General features: G+C 65.1%; 16 protein-coding genes. 6 read left to right on the forward strand and 10 right to left on the reverse strand.

The annotated features are described in order from the left end of the window. From HWX09_RS28235 to HWX09_RS28275, 9 genes are all read right to left on the reverse strand, one after another. Complete coding sequence (locus HWX09_RS28235) at positions 1-4299, reverse strand: RHS repeat-associated core domain-containing protein (RefSeq protein ID WP_080681179.1); 4299 nt, start codon at positions 4297-4299, stop codon at positions 1-3. After that, positions 4296-4760: a DUF1795 domain-containing protein gene (locus tag HWX09_RS28240; RefSeq protein WP_027781250.1), complete on the reverse strand. Its 465-nt coding sequence runs from the start codon at positions 4758-4760 to the stop codon at positions 4296-4298. Before HWX09_RS28240 ends, HWX09_RS28235 begins: the two co-directional genes overlap by 4 nt. Before the next feature lie 17 nt (positions 4761-4777). Continuing rightward, on the reverse strand, positions 4778-6916 hold the full coding sequence (gene tssI, locus HWX09_RS28245) for a type VI secretion system tip protein TssI/VgrG (RefSeq protein ID WP_027781251.1): 2139 nt from the start codon (positions 6914-6916) through the stop codon (positions 4778-4780). Positions 6917-7307: 391 nt separating this feature from the next. After that, entirely contained in the window at positions 7308-7817 is a 510-nt protein-coding gene (locus tag HWX09_RS28250) for an OmpA family protein (protein WP_027781252.1), read from the reverse strand. Positions 7818-7903: 86 nt separating this feature from the next. Further along, positions 7904-9172, reverse strand: coding sequence for a diguanylate cyclase (locus HWX09_RS28255; RefSeq protein WP_027781253.1), 1269 nt, complete (start codon positions 9170-9172; stop codon positions 7904-7906). Then, positions 9169-9876 (reverse strand): YfiR family protein, encoded by a 708-nt coding sequence (locus HWX09_RS28260; RefSeq protein WP_027781254.1) that lies wholly within the window; start codon positions 9874-9876, stop codon positions 9169-9171. Before HWX09_RS28260 ends, HWX09_RS28255 begins: the two co-directional genes overlap by 4 nt. A 324-nt stretch (positions 9877-10200) precedes the next feature. Further along, the gene (locus HWX09_RS28265) at positions 10201-10458 is read right to left on the reverse strand and encodes a hypothetical protein (RefSeq protein WP_155257270.1); all 258 of its coding nucleotides are present in this window, start codon (positions 10456-10458) and stop codon (positions 10201-10203) included. Positions 10459-10460: 2 nt separating this feature from the next. Then, positions 10461-12707, reverse strand: coding sequence for a molybdopterin cofactor-binding domain-containing protein (locus tag HWX09_RS28270; protein WP_027781255.1), 2247 nt, complete (start codon positions 12705-12707; stop codon positions 10461-10463). Position 12708: 1 nt separating this feature from the next. Next, positions 12709-13203 (reverse strand): (2Fe-2S)-binding protein, encoded by a 495-nt coding sequence (locus HWX09_RS28275; RefSeq protein WP_027781256.1) that lies wholly within the window; start codon positions 13201-13203, stop codon positions 12709-12711. A 129-nt stretch (positions 13204-13332) separates the two neighbouring features. Between HWX09_RS28275 and HWX09_RS28280 the strand changes: the two genes are divergently transcribed. Further along, positions 13333-14226, forward strand: a complete 894-nt coding sequence (locus HWX09_RS28280; RefSeq protein ID WP_027781257.1) for a LysR substrate-binding domain-containing protein — start codon at positions 13333-13335, stop codon at positions 14224-14226. Between the two features lies 1 nt (position 14227). Here HWX09_RS28280 and HWX09_RS28285 read toward each other — a convergent pair whose 3' ends face one another. Then, the gene (locus tag HWX09_RS28285) at positions 14228-15118 is read right to left on the reverse strand and encodes a LysR substrate-binding domain-containing protein (RefSeq protein ID WP_027781258.1); all 891 of its coding nucleotides are present in this window, start codon (positions 15116-15118) and stop codon (positions 14228-14230) included. A gap of 241 nt (positions 15119-15359) precedes the next feature. On the opposite strand from HWX09_RS28285, the gene HWX09_RS28290 reads away from it, so the two are divergent. The 5 genes from HWX09_RS28290 (at position 15360) to HWX09_RS28310 (ending at position 20370) form a co-directional block, all read left to right on the forward strand. After that, on the forward strand, positions 15360-16262 hold the full coding sequence (locus HWX09_RS28290; RefSeq protein ID WP_027781259.1) for an amidohydrolase family protein: 903 nt from the start codon (positions 15360-15362) through the stop codon (positions 16260-16262). Positions 16263-16298: 36 nt separating this feature from the next. After that, positions 16299-17204 (forward strand): amidohydrolase family protein, encoded by a 906-nt coding sequence (locus HWX09_RS28295; RefSeq protein ID WP_027781260.1) that lies wholly within the window; start codon positions 16299-16301, stop codon positions 17202-17204. An 81-nt stretch (positions 17205-17285) separates the two neighbouring features. Beyond that, the gene (locus HWX09_RS28300) at positions 17286-18680 is read left to right on the forward strand and encodes a UbiD family decarboxylase (RefSeq protein WP_027781261.1); all 1395 of its coding nucleotides are present in this window, start codon (positions 17286-17288) and stop codon (positions 18678-18680) included. Continuing rightward, complete coding sequence (locus tag HWX09_RS28305; RefSeq protein ID WP_027781262.1) at positions 18677-19279, forward strand: UbiX family flavin prenyltransferase; 603 nt, start codon at positions 18677-18679, stop codon at positions 19277-19279. The genes HWX09_RS28300 and HWX09_RS28305 overlap by 4 nt, the downstream gene beginning before the upstream one ends. Then, positions 19276-20370 (forward strand): GTP-binding protein, encoded by a 1095-nt coding sequence (locus HWX09_RS28310; RefSeq protein WP_027781263.1) that lies wholly within the window; start codon positions 19276-19278, stop codon positions 20368-20370. The genes HWX09_RS28305 and HWX09_RS28310 overlap by 4 nt, the downstream gene beginning before the upstream one ends. Positions 20371-20427: the final 57 nt, after the last annotated feature.

Genomic DNA, 20427 nt, shown 5'->3' on the forward strand with positions numbered 1-20427 from the left:
TTAGCATCCTCGTTTGGGACTGCGCCCCTTCAACCATCCCTGCTCTTGGGCGACCCGCACGGCGTCGGGGGAATCGTATGCAACGCCAAAGTGCTTTGCAAATTGATCCGCCGAACCCGCATGCGGGAAAGTGTCGATATGTGCTTGCGTTTCGACCAGTTGCATCGTCGTGCGCCCCGTCTCAGGATTGAAGTCGTTCAGATGGTGCCACGTATAGCCGGTGGCATCCGCCTTTGAAATATTCGCTTCTTTGAATGCCTGAACAAAGTCTCTCGATCTCGATCCCTGCATGGTGATCTCTACGATATTCCGCTGGCCTTCCGTCGCCGGAAACAGAGTGGGACTCCCAGAAAAGTCGACGCCTTGGTAAGCCCATCCCCACGGATCAATCCATTGGATCGGATTCGGTGCGTACCGGTAGAGGTTCGTTCCACCTAGCAGGCCGATCGGGTCAGGATTGATGAACCGACCGATATCCGGATCGTAGAACCGAAACGTGTTGTAGTGCAGCCCCGTCTCACGGTCCAGATACTGCCCTTGAAAGCGCAAGTTCTGCGGTCGCGGTGCGTGAGCGGGCACCGGCGCAGCCGCTTGAACGTCTCCCCACACCGCTGTCGGTCGATCTGGCGCCCGCGCGATCCACTCCTCCTGCACGGCGTTGCCCCAAACCTTGTAACGAGCCTGCCAGATCAACTCGCCGTCCGCGTCGGTCAGTTCCTCCGGCAGCCCCGACACATCGTTGTGGAAATAGTAGACCGCATCCCTTGCATCGGCATCGTTCGCCGCCGGCTTGCTCTGATCGATCCGTGCGAGCGGCACATAGCTGTTGGACTCGTACAAGTACGTCAACGCTTCCTCGCCCTGACGATCGTGATACGTCTCCTGCACGAGTCGCATACCGTCCCACAGGAAATCCGTACTGGCGTAACTGCCATTGAGTTTCCGAATCCGGCGGCCAAACGCGTCGTACTCGAAATGCGTCGTCGCGATGCCAAGCCGATCCTTCGTCACGACGGTCTTCAACTGGTTCCAATCGTCGTATTCAAGAACCAGTTCTTTGGCAGGCCCGTGTCCACTCAGTTTGCGAACAAGTCGTCCATATGCGTCGTACTCGAAGCGCTTGTCCTCGAACATCTTGAGCCGGTTGTTCTCGACGTAGCCGCCCGGGTGATCGCTCGACACCAGGTTCGCCGCCGCATCCCAGCGAAACACTTCCGACGGCAATCCCGGCCCTACTGCCTGTTCGATGCGCCCTGTCGGGTCATACCGATAGCTCGTCGTGCCATAACGCTGATCGCGCTTCTGGATCACGTCACCTGCGGCATCGTATTGCCACTGCTTCGCAAGCAACTCGCCCCCCGCCGTACCGCGCTGTGCAGTTTGCCGAGCACGGCGCCCCACCGCGTCATATCCGAAGTGACTCGTCAGCTTGCCCTGCGTCCGTAGCACCTCGCGATGCAGATCGTCCCGTTCGATGTCTGCAACTGCCGTGCCGTCGAAACGAATCTGGTGCACATGCCCTGAACCGTAATGCAGCCAATCGATCGAGCGCTCGCCGGAAATCGCCGTGCTGACACGATTGCCAAGCTCGTCGTAGGTGTGTGCGAGCCAGCCAGTCGGCGTGTATTCCTCGACGACTTCTCCGCGCGCGTCGTATTTCAGGCTGACGCGATTCTTCAGTGACGGCCCGCGCGCGGCAAGTGTGTACAACTCGGCCGATGTGATCCGGCCTGCCTTGTCGTACAAGTACTCGCAGCGCTCATGCGGAGCTTGCTTCGCCGTCAGTCGCCCGGTCGCATCGCGCTCGTATCGTGTCTCGAGTTGGCCATCGCGTACGGTCGTTCCTTGACCGCACACGTCGTACTCGTACGTACGCTTGTGGCCATCCAGCCCAATCTGTGCGGACACGAGATCGCGACGATCATACTGAAAGCGATACGTCTCATGGTTCTCGTTGGTCAGGCTGGCTAACCGGAACGCATCGTCGTAGCCGAACCGCACGACACGATCGGCCGCATCCGTGCGTGCCAGCAACAATCCACGCGAATTGAGTTCGTAGCGCGTGCTGCGCTGATTCGCATCCGTGATCTCGACGAGGCGCCCCGCCGCATCGTACCGAAACGTCTGACGCGCACCATCGGCCGTCCCAATCCCCGTGACCCGCCCCATCGCGTCCGTTTCGTACACGGTAGCCTGCCCCGCCGCATCCGTCACCCGCGCGAGCGCACCGCGTGCGTCATACGCAAACCGCGTGACCTTGCCGGAACAATCGGTATACGCGGTCAACTGCGCCCGGCCATTCCATTCGAGGAACTTGTAGCCGCCGCGCGCGTCGCGCATCGTATGCACGAGCCCATGATCGTCGCGGTAAAACTCGGTCGCGAAGCCCACCGGATCGCGCGTCATCGTCAGGTTGCCGCGCGCGTCGTAACGATAGATCCATCGCGCGTTGGTCGGATCGATTTCCGCAACCGGCAGATCGTAGTACCCGTTCCATTCGATCCGCTCGACCTGGCCGAGCGCGTCGATGCGCTGCGTCTGCCGCCCGCGCTCGTCATATTCGAAGCGAATCGTATTCCCGGCCGGATCGGTCGTACCGATCAGTTGCCGCATCGCATTCCATTCGAGCCGCCAGATATGGCCCTCGGCATCCGTATGACTCGTCGGCTGTTGATCCTCGTTCCACGTCCATTGCGTCACGCGCCCGATTTGATCGGTGATCGTCACCGAACGCAGCGCAAGGTCCGCGTCGAACGTGTACGTTTCGCCGTCGTCGGTCCAGTGGCGCACGACACGCGCGTCGCGGCCGACGCCATTCCACGCGTAAAAGCACTGTAGTCCGCCGGGCAGCGTATGCCGGGTCATCAGGCCGTGCTCATAACCGAAATACCGCCCGGTATGGCCGCTGCGATCGGTGACCGATGCGAGTTCGCCGGCGCTCGTATAGCCGTAACGAACCAGGATCTCGGGCAATTCGCCATCGACGCCGCGTACCAGTTCGATCGATGCGACGCGTCGCGAATGCCCCGAATCGTAATGCAGCGCCAGCACACGGCCGGCGCTATCGTGAAGCCGAACCGGCTGCACCCGTTCGCCGACACTCGCACGCTCGATCTCGATCCAGTTGCCGTTTCGGTCCTCGAACCGCCGAAGATCCAGTGTTTCAGCATCCGACGCCAGTGCTCGGGCCGGGCCGAAATCGCGATACAAACCGTCGACCGTTTCGACCACATAGTGCCCGCCGGCGGTACAAATCAGGTAAATGCCTTCAGGCACGCTGAAATGGCTTTCGCCAGGCGGCACCGCCGGGAATTCGATCTCGCGCCCCTGTTCGTCCCAGTACGTGATCGACGTGACGACACCGTTCTCCCGCCCCAACCTCAACTCGACACTGATCGGCACGCTCCACCCCGTCCCGAACAGGCCATCGGCGCGATCGTCGTGACTGCTGTAAAAACGCCGCCAGACGATAGGCAGCGGACCAGGCAACACGAAGTCCGTGTCGTCGCTGCCGTCGAGAATCTTGCCGCCGGTGATCACGTTGACGGGGTGGCCGGCCGACGGCTGCATCTTGCTGCCGAGCCATGTGCCGAATATGCCGGCCGCGAAGTTCATCGCGAGACACGGCAGCTTGCCCTTGACGAAATCGCCCCAACTTCCCTTGCCTCGACCACATAGCGCAAGCGCAATACCGATCGCCGCGCCGAGTCCGGCGACCCACGGTCGCGCCGCACTGATGTCGCGCACGGTCTTCGTGCCGCCGCCGAAGAAAACGTCCGGCGAGCCCTTCGAGATCGTGCCGTCACAGGTGGTCTTGTCGTCAACCCGCGCCGCGGGCAGATCGTTGATGAACACCACGTCGGAGCCTTGCGCAACGAATTGCGGGCCGGGATGATCGCTGCACAGAACCGGATCCATGTCCGCGCCGTCGGCCGCGCGCGCGGCAGGCTTCCCGTTGACGAACACATTGGGCGAGCCGTTCTGGATCGTACCTTTCTCCTCGGGCGGAGAAATGGCATTGCCGAGCCCCTTCGCGGCCTCGTCGATCTCGTCGTTGAGGCCCGAGCCCTGCATGTAGGCGGCCACGCCGACACCGATCGCCAGCACGATGGGCGTCGCCAACCCGCCGGTGCCGATTTCGAGCGCACCCAATGCACCGAACACGAGGCCTTCCGCTATCGTGGTCAGCGCCCATCCGATCCCCAAGCCGCCCAGCAGCGACCCGCCCATGCCGAGCAGGTCGCCCGCGAGCGTCGTGTGGGTAAAGGGATCGTCCTTACGAGCGGCCGGCTGGCTCATGAGCGGCCGGCATCCGAAACCAGCATGGGCGCAGCCGGGCGCGGCTGGAAGCTCTCCAGCATGCGCGCGGCCAGCGCACGTTGTTCGTCGTTGAGCGGCGCGGCATTGGTCAACGTCATCACGATGACCTGCCCGCCGGCATCGAGCCGAAACGCCGTCTGCATCTGATGAAAGGTGCGGCCGTCCTGTTCATGCGTCGATTCCGTCTGTACGCCGGGGCATTCCGCCCGCCCGACCGTCACCGGGCGTCGCGACTGCACGTTCAGGTTCTGCGCGGTGCGCGACGCCTGCGCCCATTCACGCTCGACGAACGCATCGATCGACTCCTGCTCGCGCAGCCGGCCGCGGGACACGACGAGACTCAGCCCGCCCGGGCCGACGGGAAGAATCAGCATGTTGACGGTGCGATCAAGCGCCGCGTCCGGCAATTCAAAGGTACCTTCATGGATTGCGTAGTGCATGGCTGGTTTCGTTCGACTTATTTGTTGAGATCGATGCGCTGTCCGTTGACCATCACGCCGTCGTCGGTCATCAGGATCACGGAGCCCTTGTGCTCGAGGCGGATGCCTTCGGGCGCGAGCGAGATCGAGCTGTCCTGCACCTTCAGCAGGATGCCGCGCTCGGCCATGTAGACCTGCGTGCCGCCGCCACCGTCCTTCGCCGGCGTCGTCACCTCGACGGCAGTCGCCGTGGTGCTGCGCTTCTCGGCGATCGTCTCGGTCAGGTTGCCCTGCGGAATCTGCTTTTCTTCGCTGCCCGTCGCCACGAGGACGGTACGCATCGGTCCCATCACCTTGTGCGTCTCGTTGTTCTCGACGACGGTGTTCATGTCCTTCTGCGCGTGCATGAAGAATTCCTGCATGCCGTTCGTATCGGTCATGCGGATCTCGTTCGACCCCTGCCCCTTGTGCGTCTGGCTCTTGATCCCCATCGTCTGGCCAGCGGCACCGTGGTACGGGTTGCCCTGCTCGCCGTTGAACACGCGGCCGACGATCACCGGGTTATCCGGATCGCCTTGATTGAACGCCACCAGCACTTCCTGCTTGATCCGCGGAATCGCGGCCGCGCCCCAACCGTCGCCCGCCCACGGCTGCGACACGCGCACCCACATCGAATCCGAGCCGTCCTTCTTGCCGCGCCGGTCCCACGGGAAATTCACTTTCACCGCGCTACCGTTCGTATAAATTTCCTCGCCCTTCGGCCCGACGACGATCGCCGACTGCGTGCCGTGAATCACCGGCTTCGGCGTCGCGCGCGGCGCACGGTACGGAATCTTCTTCGGCAGCAGCGCGAAGCTGTTGCGGTACGGCAGCTTCGCGCTGTGCTGCGTGTAGTCGTTCACCGCCTCGTGACGCACGTGCAGGATCACGTATTCCTGATTGTTTTCGAGGACGGGGTGATTCGCCACGTTGATGGCGCCGGCCGTCGTCATGCGCCACGCGTAGCCGCCGCCGGTATAGCGATGGGCTTGCACCTCCTCGGCCTCCATCGCGAAACGGGCGTAGCGGTTGCCGTCGTCGCCGTGGTCGTACAGCGACTGGTGCTCGAACCGCTCGGTCGCATCGAGCCGCGCGTGCTTGAGGTTTTGCGGCCCGGCCTCCACCAGCATCAGCGGCGACGACGGATTCTGGTGATTGAAGTCGCGGAACGTGACCTTGCCGACGCCGAAGCGCCGGCCTTCGTGCAACTGGTCGATGCCGCCGTCCTCGCTGGCCTCGGTCGCGGCGAACGGCACGGTCGCGAGCCCGTCGATCGGGCGGAACAGCAGGTTCGTGTCGCCGATCACGAGAAAGTGCTTGTCCTTCTCGTAGCGGTGCGTCCAGACGAGCCCCTCCTGCTCCATCAGCCGCGCGCAGAAATTGTAGTAGCTCTCCTGGTACATCACGACGTACTCGAGCGGCTTCTGGCTCGTCCGGATGTCGAACGAGAAATCGGAAAAACCGTGTTCCTGGAAGATCTCGGTGAGGATGTCCTGGGCGGTCTTGTTCTGGAAGATCCGGCAATCGGTCGAGCGCGTCAGGAACCAGAACCACGGCACGGCCGTCAGGTGGTATTGCGTGACGTTCCCGGGGTTGCCGGCGCGGTCGAACGACGCGACGTAGCCGTCGAAGTAACGATCGCCCTCGACCGCACCCGACGCCACGACGCGTTCGAGCGTCGACAGGCGCGCCTGCTGATCGAAGCGGATCTTGACCTGCTGGCCGATCAGATCCTCCGGGCGCAGGTCATGGCGGTGCGACAGCAGGTCGAGATGAATTTCCGGCAAGCGGTTCACGTGCTCGTCGACGATGGCCGCGCTGACCAGCAGCACGTCCGGGCCGAGCGGTGTATCGAGCGTGACGTAACGGTTGAGCTGGGTCAGGCGCGCGGGGTTGGCTGCGCCGTTGATCGCTTCGGCAATCGCGCCGGGCGTCTTGTCCATCAGCGAGAAGCCGGTCTGCGCGAGCTGCATCGCGCGCTGGACGGTGTCGACGTGCCCGGCCAGGCCGGCGAGCGGCCCAAGGCTGCCGGCCACACTCGACGCGACCGGGCCGGCAAGGCCGCCGAGCGCGCTCAGGGAGCCGAACGCACCGCCGCCCAATCCAGTGGGAATACCCCCGTTCGGAGCGAAACTCATTCTTGTTCCTTGCGTGTGATCTCAGGTTCCATCGGCCGGTTCGCCGGTCCGCGGCTTCGATAATGTAGGGTAAAACCCGACTGCTTGAAAGTCTTCCGCAAACGTTTGCTTTCCGGCCCTTAAAACTGAAACCTGGACCGGCAGCAGAGCGCCTGAACGCAGGTCGTCCACGGCCAAGCAGCGCGACGGTCGGCAATGAAAACCGTGCCGCTGCGTACCTCGATAAGCCGGACAGCCCGGGACACCACGACGATCAACGGATGCTCGGATGTTTGCGTGACAACGGTAGGAAACAGTTGAAACTAACCGACCTCATGCCGGGGTCAGTGTTTGAACGAACATACTGCCTACCGGTGGGCAGTCGCGTCATCGCGATCGCGGCGCACTTTCCTCACCGCGGCGAAACCACAATCGCCGCCCGCCGGTTCTGCGCCCTCCCTGCCGGCGTCTTGTTATCCCCTACCGGATCGCGCTTCCCTTTCCCGACGATCGCGATCCGCTTCGCATCGAGTCCGACGTCAACCAGTTCAACGGCAACGACTTCAGCCCGCCGCCTCGACAACTCGAAATCGTAAGCAGCCTCCCCCTCGTCGTCCGAGTACCCGTAAACCCGCACCCCGTTGATCCCCGCCGATCTCAACGTCCGCCCGATCCGTTCGACGATCCGCCGAACATCCGGCTTGAGGTTATACCGGTCGAAATCGAACAGAATCGGCCCGGTCGAGCCGAACTCGAATCCCTGCCCGGTCTCCTGGAACCCGGCCGACTTCAATGCCGTGACCTGCGTCTGCGTCAGCCCGCGATGAAGCGGCGGCGCCTTGCAGCCCGCCAGCAGCATGCACAGCAGCAGCGCACTCCCGACGCACATCCGCCCCATGCTCACAGGAAACGAGTGGTTCATTTCACATCCCCTTCCATCGCGCCCGCGCTGCAAGCGCTTCTTTTAACCGCCGCCGCGGCCTCGCCCGCAGCGCTAGTCGATCGACCTCACACCGGCCCTGCAACGCTCTCCGCCAACCGCCAAGATCCCGGCCGCGCGCGCTTGGCGCGGTACATCGCGATATCCGCCGCGCGCAGCAAGCCGCTCGCGTCCGACGCGTGATCGGGATACAGCGCAACGCCGGCACTCATCATGGTGGCCACCACGCGGCCGTCGGACAGCTCGATCGACGGCGCCATGCCGGACAAAATCTCGTCGGCGATCCGGCACACGCTGCCCGCTTCGGGCACCGCCGCCAGCATCACCGCAAATTCGTCGCCGCCCAGGCGCGCGACGAGATCGGCCTCGCGCACCTGCGTGCGCAGCCGCGACGCGATGCCAATCAGCACCGCATCCCCGGCGTCGTGGCCGAGACAATCGTTGATCTCCTTGAAGTGGTCGCAGTCGAGATACAGGACGGCGACCCGCTGCCCCGTCAACGTGGCATCGCAAAGCGCAAGCGTGAGGCGCGATTCGAACTGCACGCGGTTGGGCAAGCCGGTGAGCGCATCGTGCGTCGCCTTGTGCTCGAGCGACGCGTTTTCGTCGCGCAGCGTGTTCTGCCAGTCTTCGAATTCGTCGAGCAGCGCGTTGAAGTCGTCGCCGAGCTGGTTCAGTTCGGCGATCGCCGCGGGCTCGACGCGCCGCCCGAACGCACGCTCGCGCCGCACCGCGTGCGCGACGCCCGCCAGCGCGCGCAGCGGCGAAACGATGTCGCGCAGCAGACGTTTCGAGCTGACATACGCACCGAACACGCTGAGGGCGAGACAGCCGAGAATGCCGCCGACGCCGCCGAGCAGGAAGCCGAAGAATTGATGTCCGCGCCCGCGCACGACGACGTGACCGACGATGATGCCGTCATGCGTGACCGCGGCGGTAACCGGCCCGGGCAGCGCCGCATCGGCGACGGCGCGCTCGAGCCGCGCGATCCCGTTTCCGGCCGGCATCTGCCACGTCGCGAACAGTCGTCCCTTGCTGTCCGTGACGACTACCTGCGCGACGTCCTCGTCGCCGGCGATCATCCCGATCGCCTCGTTCGCCGCGATGCGATCGCCGAACACGAGCGCCGCCTCGACCGTATAACCGAGCGAGCGCGCCAGCAGGTTCAGGTTGTTGCCGGCATACGCACGCAACGCGATCACGGCGACGACGATCAACGACACGGCGGCCATCGCGACGGCGACGAACGCGAGGCGCAGGTGCGCACGGCGCAACACGCTTTGCAGCGTCGGGCGCGGCAGGCGCGAAGCGGAAACGGGGGGTGCGGACCGTGTCATGGCGTCACCGGCCGTCGTGCGAGATTGAGGACGTTCGGGTGCACGCGCACGCCGCTGCGCGCGACGGCGTCGAGATTGATGTCGAACGACACGCGTTCGCCGTCGACGTTGAGACAGAACATGCCGCCTGCGGTGCAGGACGGATCGTGCTCCGAGATCGTCAGGACCGGATGGCCGGCCACTGCTACTCTCACCCGTGTTTTCTCGTCTTCGCTCAGGGTGCCGAGATAAACGACGTCGCAGACCATGCCGAGCGCGGGATCGTCGAAGCGCACGCGCTGCACGTCGAGCAGCGTCGAGCCGGCCTGCAGCGTGTCGGTCAGGCCGCGCGCGTAGTCGGGCCGGCCTGTCACGCAAAGATGCAGGCGCACCGGCGTCGTCGGCCAGTGCGTGAAGCTGATGATGCCGAGCACGACCTGACGCACGGCCGTGTCGTGTGACGAAATGGCGGGATCGCGGGAATTGGCGGGGCTCGCGACGGCGGCGATACGTACGATGTCGGGCCGATCGTCCGCATCGGCGGGTGCCCCGGCGAGCATGGCGGGCGCAGCGCTCAGAACGCAAACGATTGCGAGAAACGCGTGGCGCAGCGAAGCGGTTCGGCCAAGCCGGCCGGACGCCGTCCGCGCGGCCCTTGCCGCCGCGCCCGTTGGCGTCGCTGCAGTCGCAAAACTGGCTGCGGACGCGCACACTTTCGCATCCATGATGGGAACATCCGCTGGCGTCGGTCCCGACGCTGCCTACTGCCTCCCTCCATGCGCGTGCAGGTACCGAATTACGCGCATGATTCCTTCATCTTAGGTAGAAAGTCGCGTGCGCAACCAGTGGGAAACACCCGGGAGAAATGGTGGGAAGTATGGGGAATTGGGGCTGTTTTTGATGATTTGGAGGAGTGCGGCATCCGTCGTCGGTTCAGTGCCAACGCCTGCGAATTGATCAGCGGATTGGATGCGCGGCTGTCTCGAACTTCATATGGTCTTACGTGGCGAGCCAGATCGTTTTCCAGTGCATGGGGCTGCCGTCTGCAACTACCTCGACTGATCTTGCTCGTCGTCCTTTACTTTGTAGCTGTCGCGCGCCTTCTTGCAGCTGTTGTCGAACGGTTTTATCTTCAGCATATGCGCTCTACTTGCGTATCCACCAACGGCCACGACTCCAAATCCGAACAGCAGCAAAAAACCTCCAAACGGCGCGCGTGGAACGTACTTGTATGCGGCGAACATGATTGCACCGGACGCAAATACTTTCTCGCGTCCGGTGCGTGCGCTGAACCACGATGCTTCCACGCTTACCCCACCGCCGACAGATCAAACGGCGTCTCCCTCAACCGCTTCCCCGTCAGCCTGAACACCGCATTCGCGATCGCCGGCGTCACGGACGGGCTCGACAGTTCACCCACACCGCCCGGCTTCGCCGGATCGCCCTGCACGATATGGATATCGGTCTCGGGCATGTCGCTCATCCGCATCACGCGATACGTATCGAAGTTCGACTGCTGCACGCGGCCGTGCCGGAATTCGATGCGGTCGGACGTCGCGTGGCCAAGCCCCCACATCAGCCCGCCGTACAACTGTTCCTCGACACCACCCGGCGATACCGCGATACCGCAGTCGGCCACGCACGTCAGCTTCTCCACGCGTACTGCGCCGTCCTTGCGCACCACGCGCGCCACCACCGCGACATAGCTGCCGTACGCCTGATTCGTCGCAATACCGAGCGCGACACCGTCCGGCAACGGCTGCCCCCATCCCGCACGCTTCGCCGCCTCGCGCAGCACGGCCGCATGACGCGGCCGGCCGCGCATGTGCGCCAGTCGGAATTCGACCGGATCGCGCTTGGCCGCATGCGCGGCCTCGTCCATCACCGATTCCACCGCGAACACGTTCGGGATATAGCTGACCGCGCGAAACCAGCCGGTCGGCACGCCGGTCTCCAGACGAACCCAGCCGATGTCGCGATGCGGCGCCGCATACGCGAACTCCCATTTCGTGATCGCTTCGGTCGTGCTGAAATCCATCCGGTCCGGCCGATTCAGATAGCCGGGTTCCCACTGCTCCGGCGATGCGGGCATCACGCCGCGCAGCCACAGCGATGCTAGATTGCCTTGCACGTCGAGCACGGCCCGCGCGCGGTGACAACTCGCGGCGTGATAGAACAGCGCACGCATTTCGTCCTCGCGGCTGTTCATCAACTTCACGGGCTTGCCCGTCTTCAGCGCAAGCCAGGTCGCCTCGAACAGCCAGTATTTCGATTCGCGCGCACCGAAGCTGCCGCCCGACACGAGCTCGTGCAGCGTCACGCGATGCGAAGGAATGCCGCCGATCACATCGGCCGCTTCCATCGCGGTCGACGGTACCTGCAGCCCGCCCCAGTATTCGATTCCGCCGTTGTGCGCCCACACGGTGACGTTGATCGGCTCCAGCGGGTTCGCCGCCTTGTGCGGCATCGCATACGACGCTTCGATCGTGCGTACGCCTGACGCTGTGGCCTGCGCGGGATCGCCGTCCTGGATCGTCGGCACGGCGCGCGCGGCCGGATCGTCGACCCAGGCGGCCTGGCGCGCGGCGAGCGTGCTGCTGTCGAACGTCTCGAACGGGCTGTCCTCCCATTCGATCTTCAGTGCGGCCTGCCCGCTATGCGCGGACCAGTAGTCGTCGGCCAGCACGGCGACGCCGGCCTGGTTGCCGCCGAGCACGTCGGGGCGCGGCGGAACCTGCAGCACGTCGCGCACACCGGGAACCGCGAGCGCGGCTTTCGCGTCGACGCTGCGCACGCGACCGTCGATCACCGGCGCGCGTGTGACGACCGCCACGAGCATCCCCGGCAGCGACACGTCGAGACTGTACGGAAACGAACCGTCGGCCTTCTGCGCGGCGCCGCGCTTCTCGCGCAACTTGCCGATATAGCGGAAATGCGCGGGATCCTTCAGCGCGACCTGCTTCGGCGCGGGCAACTGCGCGGCCGCCGACGCGAGCGCACCATACGTTGCACGACGTCCGCTCGCCACATGCGAGACCGCACCGTCGCCCGTCGTGCACTCGGACACGGGCACGTTCCATCGATGCGCGGCCGCTTCGACGAGCATCGCGCGCGCAGTCGCGCCCGCGTGGCGCAGCCGGTCGTATTCCAGCGCGACGCTCGTGCTGCCGCCGGTGGAGAACACCTTCCACAGCGGATGGATATAGTCAGCGAAGAACGGATCTTCCGGCGTGATCACGTCGACCCTGAACGGATCGACGTCGAGTTCCTCGGCGACCACCGCCGCGAGCGCGGTGCGCGTGCCGGTGCCCGAATCGTGCTTGTGCACGACGAGCCTGATCGTGTCGTCGGGGAGCACGCGTACCCACGCGTTCGGTTCGAATTCGCCGGCGGACGGATGCGGGTCGCCGCTTGCCGATTGATTGCCCGCCATGGCGTCGGGCATCCGGAAGCCGATCGCGATGCCGGCCGCGAGCAGCGCCGTGCCTTGCTTGAGAAAACGTCGGCGCGGCGTATCGTCGGCGCGTTGCGCATCCTGTGCGTGATCGTCGCGCATGTCACGCCTCCTTTGCAGGTTCGGCGGCGGCCTTCAACGCGGGATCGCCCGACGCAGCGCGCTTGATCGCGCGATGAATCCGCGCATACGTGCCGCAGCGGCACACGTTGCCCGACATTGCCTGCACGATCGTCGCATCGTCGACCGGCTGTCCGCCCTTCAGCAGCGCGGCGGCCTGCATCAGTTGCCCCGGCTGGCAATAGCCGCATTGCGGTACGTCTTCCGCGACCCACGCGAGCTGCAGCGGATGGCGCCCGTCCGGCGACAGCCCTTCGATCGTCGTCACGCGCCGCCCGTTCACGGCGACGGCCGGGATCAGGCAAGACCGCACGGCCTGCCCTTCGAGATGCACGGTGCATGCGCCGCACAGGCCCTTGCCGCAGCCGAACTTCGTGCCGGTGAGCTTGAGCCGGTCGCGCAGCACCCAGAGCAGCGGCATATCCTCCGGTACATTCTCGAGCGAATGGCGTGTATCGTTCACGACGATGTCGATCATGCGCTGTCTCCTGATTCGCGTTCATGGTGTCGGCCCGCGTCCGTTGCGCGGTTTCGAAGCATTATCGAAACGCGATGCGCGGGCACGCCAGCGATCATTTCGTCGATTCCCTGTCAGTCGGACTAACAGATGCTCAAGCGATACCCTTCGATCCAGTCGATGCAGGCGTTTCTGCAGGCCGCGCGGGTCGGCAGCTTTTCCAGCGCGGCGCGCCAGCTCTCGCTCACGCACAGCGCGATCAGCCAGCAGATTCGCTCGCTCGAGGAATTCATCGGCCAGCCACTGTTTGCGCGGGCGGGCGGCCGCGTGATCCTGACCGATGCCGGGACGCTGTTCGCGAACCAGTTGTCGGACGGCCTAGAACAGATCGATCGCGCACTATCGTCGGTGAAGGGGCGCACGACCGGGCCGTCGATCCGGCTCGACGTCGATCCGGAACTGATGCAGGGCTGGCTGCCCGCGCGGCTGCCGGAACTGATGCGCACGCTCGACGGCGTGGCGCTGATGGTGCTGTCGGCGCCGCGTCACGACCGCGACGCGTTCGATCGCGTCGATGTGGCGCTGCGCTACGGCTACGGGGAATGGGAAGGTGTCGACAGTGCGCTGGTCTGCCCCGACCGGCTGACCGCGATGGCCGCGCCCGCGCTGCTCGAACGCTATGGACTCACCGCGCCGCTCACGCCCGAACAGGTGCTGGAACTGCCGTTGCTCGGCTATACGAAGCGTTCGTGGATTCCATGGCTCGAAGCGGCTGGCCTCGCGCCGGTCGAGCCCGATACGGTCGCGGTGTTCGACAACGCGGCAGGGCTCGTCGCGACGCTCGCGTCAGGGCTCGGCGCCGGGCTGGTGCGCGGCCTGCTCGCCGCCGACGCGCGCCGCGACGGCCGGCTCGTCGAACTGTGCGCGATCGCGATTCCAACGCACTACAACCTCCATGCGATCTGGCCGCGCGAGCGGCGTGCGCGCGTGAAGCCGCTGATCGACGCGATCGGCGCGCTGGTCGCGCAGTCGCTCGCACCCTGACTCACGCGCTGAATTCCGCCGCGACCTCACGCACGGTATCGAGGAACGCGGCGAGCACCGCGGACGTATCGTCCGCGCGGTAGCGCGCCTGCAGCGACACCTCGAGCGCCGGCGGCAGCAGCGGCACGAACGCGACACCCCCTGTCGAAATCTGCCGCGACGACGCCGGCAGCAGCGCGACGCCCAACCCTTCGCGCACCAGCGACAGCAGCGTGTGCACCTCGACCACCTCGTGCACGATCTGCGGCGTGAAGCGCGCTTCGACGCAACTCTGCTGCAGGAAGCGCGCCAGTTGCGAGTGCCGCAAGCCGAACGACACGAACTGCTCGCCAGCCAGCTCGCCGAGCGCAATCGCATCGCGCGCCGCGAGCGGATGGCCGAGCGACAGCACGGCCACGGCCGTCTCGCGCACGACGATCTCGCTGCGAATCGACGGATCGTCCTGGAACAGCCGGAAGAAACACACGTCGAGCCGCTTCTCCTTCAGCGCGTCGATCTGCACGGCCGGCGTCATCTCGTGCAGCGACCAGTGCACCTGCGGATGACGTTCGGCGAACACGCGCAATGCACGCGGGATCGGCGCGACCATCGCCGAACTGATGATGCCGACCGCGAGGCGGCCCACTTCGCCGCGCCCCGCGCAGCGCGTGAGATCGATCGCGCGATCGAACTGCGCGACGATCAGCGGCACCTGCTCCTTCAGTGTTTTCCCTGCCTCGGTGAGTTCGACGCGATGCTGCGAGCGCACGAACAGCGCGGTGCCGAGCTGCTCTTCGAGCAGCCGGATCTGCTGGCTCAGCGGCGGCTGCGAGATATGGAGCCGCGCGGCTGCGCGCCCGAAATGCAGTTCGTCGGCCAGCACCGCGAAGTAACGCAACACACGCATGTCCATATCGCAAACGTATCAAGAACGTCAGTAAAAAATATTGTACAGAGGGCAATTGGCTGGTGACACTCGGTCTCAAGCAGCAGTGCACGTCGCAGTGTGTCACTCGATGCCGGCGAGGGGAAGGCGCCAAAAAAGGCGCCTTGAAAAAGGCCGCGTGAATCCGACCGACAGGGTCGCTTCATCGACGTGCCTGCCCGCGAACCAGCAACCGGTTCCCCCGGTTCCTCTCAAGGAGATCGAGTAGATGATCATCGACACCAGCTGTTACCCGACGAATCTCGTCGACCTCGCGTGGCGTCACGACGGCCCGCCGTTCACCGGCGAGCGCCTGATCGAGACGATGAACGGCCCGTTTCTCATCAACGGCAAGCCGCGCCGCGTCGACAAGGCCTTCATCCAGCCGCCGCAAGGCAACACCATCTATACGTATACCGACGGCGAGAAGTCGGGCACCGAATCGATCGACGCGTACATGGCGTACACGGTCGAAATGGTGCGCAGGCACCCCGACCGCTTCATCGGCTGCTTCGTCTACAACCCGCGCTGCGGCGTGGAGAACGGGGTGAACGCGATCGATCACTACGTCCGCAAGCTCGGCTTCAAGATGGTGCAGTTCCAGGCCAACATGCACGCGTACCGGCCCGACCGCGCACTCGACTGGCTGCGCCCTGCGCTGAAGAAATGCGCGGAGCTCGGCGTGCTCGTGAAGCTGCATACCGGCGACGGCCCGTACAGCATCCCGACCGAATGGGTGCCGATGATCAAGGAATTCCCGACGGTCAATTTCATCATGGCGCACTTCGGTGTGCAGACGGGCGGCGTCTACTGCTTCGAGCCGTTCCAGCTCGCGATGGATCTGCCGAACGTGTATTGCGAATCGGGCTGGTGCCTGCAGTCGCGCATCGTCGAATTCGCGAAGGTGCTGCCGAAGCACAAGATCCTGTTCGGCTCCGACACGCCGCCGAACGAACCCGGAATGTGGCTGCGCCTGCTCGAAGTGCTGTGCTTCGAACCGCCGCAAGGGATGAATCTCGACGAGGACACGCTCGAGGATTACCTCGGCAACAACACCGCGCGAATGATCGGTCTCGAACCGACGCCCGCACCGCGCACCGTCGACGAAGCGAAAGCGTTGCTTGCCGCCTGACGGCCGCGCCCTCTTATCCCGATTCCGGAGCATTGCATGATCATCGATACGCATCTGCACCCGACCAACCTCGTCGACGAGGCCTGGCGCCACACCGGCGAGCCGTTCACCGGCGAACGCCTGCTGAAGATGATGGACGGCCCGTACATCATCAACGGCAAGCCGCGCCGCATCGACATGGGTTTCATCCAGCCGCCGCCGGGAAACACCGGCTATCGCGACGGCAACCGCCGCGGCCGCGACGGCATCCGCGACTACATGGCGTATATCGCCGAACTCACGCAGAAATACCCCGACCGCTTCATCGGCAACTTCACGTACAACCCGCGCTGGGGCCCGGAAAACGGTGCGGCCGAGCTTGAATTCCACATCAAGGAATACGGCTTCAAGATGGTGAAGCTGCACGCGAACATGCACGGCTACCGGCCCGATCGTGCGCTCGACTGGCTGCGCCCGGCGATGAAGGTCTGTGCGAAGTACAACATCGTCGTGCTGATCCACACCGGCGACGGGCCGTACACGATCCCGACGCAGTTCTACCCGATCATCCGCGAGTTTCCGATGGTGAACTTCATCATCGGCCACTTCGGGATCCAGACGGGCGGCAACTACTCGTTCGAAGCGTTCTGGATGGCAATGGACACGCCGAACGTGTACTGCGAATCGGGCTGGTGCTACCAGGCGCGGATCGTCGAGTTCGCGCGCGAGCTGCCGCGCAACAAGATCGTGTTCGGCACGGATTCGCCACCGAACGAACCGGGCATGTGGCTGCGCGAGCTGGAAATGCTGTGCGGGCCCGCGCCGCAGGGGATGGATCTCGATGAAGACGGCCTCGAGGACTACATGGGCAACAACATCGCCCGCCTCGTCGGCATCGAACCGACCAAACCGCCGAAGGATCTCGACGAAGCGGAGAAGCGCCTGACGGCGACCTACGTGTAACGCGCCGGCGGCCGGATCGCGCGCCGTCGCAAGCATGCGCGCGGTCCGGCCGTTCCTCTTCCGCATCCGATGGAGTGCATCATGGCGTCCAGCCTTTTCGCCGAGCAGCAGGATTTCCACCACTTCGCGAACGCATATCGCGAACGTTTTCCGGACGACGTGCTGACGATTGCGCAGCCGCTGTCCGCCGACCAGGACGTCACGGCCGTCGTCGCGTCGCTCGCCGCGCGCGGCCGGCACGAGATGCTCGTCTGCGAGCGCGTCGACGGTCTCGCCGCGCCGCTCGTCACCAACGTGTTTGCATCGCGCACGCGCATCGGCCGGCTGTTCGGCGTCGATGCGAATGGCCTGTTCGACGCGTGGCAGCAGCGCGCGAACGTGCCCGTCGCGCCGGTCGTCGTGCCGCATGGCCCGGTGCTCGGCCATGTCGTCGAAGGCGATGCGGTCGATCTCGCACAGTTGCCGATGATCCGCCACTTCGAAACCGATCGCGGGCCGTATGTGACCAACGCGGTGATCGTCGCCGAAGATCCGATGACGGGCATCGCGAACCTCAGTTACCACCGCTCGATGCCGCATGCGCGCAACGCACTGGCGACGAGCCTGCATTCGCGCGGCCATCTGTGGCGGATGCTGCAAACCGCCAAGGCACGTGGCGACACGCTGAAAGTCGCGATGGTGATCGGCGCGCATCCGCTGTTCATGCTGGCCGCCGCCGCGCGCCTGCCGTTCGGCGCGGACGAGCGCGCGATCGCCGGCGGCCTGTTCGGCGCGCCGCTGCAACTCGTGCGCACGCCGCGCCACGGCATCGGCGTACCGGCCGCCGCCGAGTTCGTGCTCGAAGGCACGATCGATCCCGACGCGCATGCCGACGAAGGGCCGTTCGGCGAATTCACCGGCTACTCGTCGGACCGCTCGACCAACAACGTGCTGCGCGTCGACACGATGATGCGCCGCGACGACGCGTGGCTCGTCGACGTGGTCGGCGGCCCGTACGCGGAACACCTGACGCTCGCGCGGCTGCCGCGCGAAGCCGAGATGAGCGAGAAGCTGAAAGCGCGCTTTCCCGCGGTCACCGCGATCCACTATCCGAATTCCGGCACGCACTTTCATTGCTACGTCGCGCTGAAACAGACACGCGACGGCGAAGCGCGCCAGATCATGCTCGCGCTGCTCGGCTGGGATCCGTACCTGAAGAACGTCGTCGCGGTCGACAGCGACGTCGACATCACCGACGACGCGCAGGTGCTTTGGGCGATCGCGACGCACTTCCAGCCGCATCGCGACCTGTTCGTCGTCGACGGCCTGCCCGGCAGCCCGCTCGATCCGTCGTCATCCGCTGACGGCACGACGTCGCGAATGGGCGTCGACGCGACGCGCGGCTCGCGCTTCGACGGTGTGCGTGCGCGCGTCGGCGACGCCGCGATGCAGCGCGCCGCGCAGGTCATCGCAGCGCTCGGCGGAGCCGCGCGATGAGCACGCGCCGGCTCGTGGTCGGCATCAGCGGCGCATCGGGCTTCGTGTACGGCATGCGGCTGCTCGCGCTGCTGCGCGAGCTCGACATCGAGACGCACGTAGTCGTGTCGCGCGCCGCCGCGCTGACGATGGCACACGAGACCGATTTCAAGCTGTCGGACATCACGGCGCTCGCGAGCGTGCTGTACCGCGGCGACGACATCGCGGCACCGATTTCGAGCGGCTCGTTCCGTACGCTCGGGATGATCGTCGCGCCGTGCTCGATGAAGACGCTCGCCGAGATCGCGAGCGGCCTGTCGTCCGGCCTGATTTCGCGCGCGGCCGACGTCGTGCTGAAGGAGCGCCGCCGGCTCGTGCTGCTTGCCCGCGAGACGCCTTACACGCTCACGCACCTGCGCAACATGGCGGCGGTCACGGAGATGGGTGCGATCGTCGCGCCCCCCGTGCCGGCGTTCTATGCGCGCCCCGCTTCGCTCGGCCAGATGATCGACCACACGCTCGGCCGCGTGCTCGATCTGTTCGACCTCGATTCCCGCACCGTCCATCGCTGGAAAGAAAGCGAATTGCAGCCCAACCGACTCAACGGAGACGCATCATGACCCACATCCACACCACCCACAGCGACGTCGAGAAGATTCCGGTCACCGTGCTCACGGGCTTTCTCGGTGCGGGCAAGACCACGCTGCTCAACTACATCCTGCGCGAGAAGCACGGCCGCAAGATCGCGGTGATCGAGAACGAGTTCGGCGAGATCGGCATCGACGGCGGCCTCGTGCTCGAATCGACCGAGGAGATCTACGAGATGACGAACGGCTGCGTGTGCTGCGTCGGCGCAGTGCGCGAGGATCTGGTGCGGATCGTGCGGATGCTCGTCGAGCGACCCGACCGGCTCGATCACATCATCGTCGAGACGAGCGGCCTCGCCGATCCGTATCCGGTCGCGCAGACCTTCTTCCTCGACGATCCGATCGCGAAGGAAGTCGCGCTCGACGCGGTCGTCACGATGGTCGACGCAAAGCATATCCGCGCGCACCTCGACGATCTCGTGCTCGACGGCCGCGACAACCAGGCCGTCGACCAGATCGTCTGCGCGGACCGGATCGTGATCAACAAGGTCGATCTCGTCACGTCGCCGGACGTCGATGCGCTGACCGCGCGGCTGCGCGAGCTGAACACGACGGCCGAGATCGTTACGTCGAGCTACGCGCAGATCGATCTCGACCGCATCCTCGGCATCGGCGCGAACGAATTCGCGCAGATCCTCGTCGAGAGCGACGGGCTGCGGGCGGATACGCCGGCGAGCGAACACGAGCATGGCCATGAGCATGAGCACGGCCACGACGCTCACGCGCACGACGACCACGACCATCACGAACACGACGAAAGCGTATCGTCGGTCGGTATCGAGATCGATGCGGACGTCGATCTCGATGCGCTCGAAACGTGGCTCGGCGAACTGCGCGCCGCCGATACCGCGAACCTGTTCCGGATGAAAGGCATCCTCGCCGTGCAGGGCCGCGCGCAGCGCTACGTGCTGCAGGGCGTGCACGGCGTGATCGAACTGCGCGCCGCGCAGGCGTGGGGGTGCGAGCCGCGCTCGTCGCGCATCGTTTTCATCGGCCGCGATCTCGATCGCACCGCACTGACCGACCGTTTCCATGCCTGTCTCGCCGCCTCGATCGCGGCCTGACGGGCACGCCGGGCGGGCGCGCCGCGCACCCGCCCGATAACGAACCTCAGGAGACAC

Source organism: Burkholderia sp. BCC1208, from assembly GCF_902833095.1.
Classification (GTDB): Bacteria; Pseudomonadota; Gammaproteobacteria; order Burkholderiales; family Burkholderiaceae; genus Burkholderia.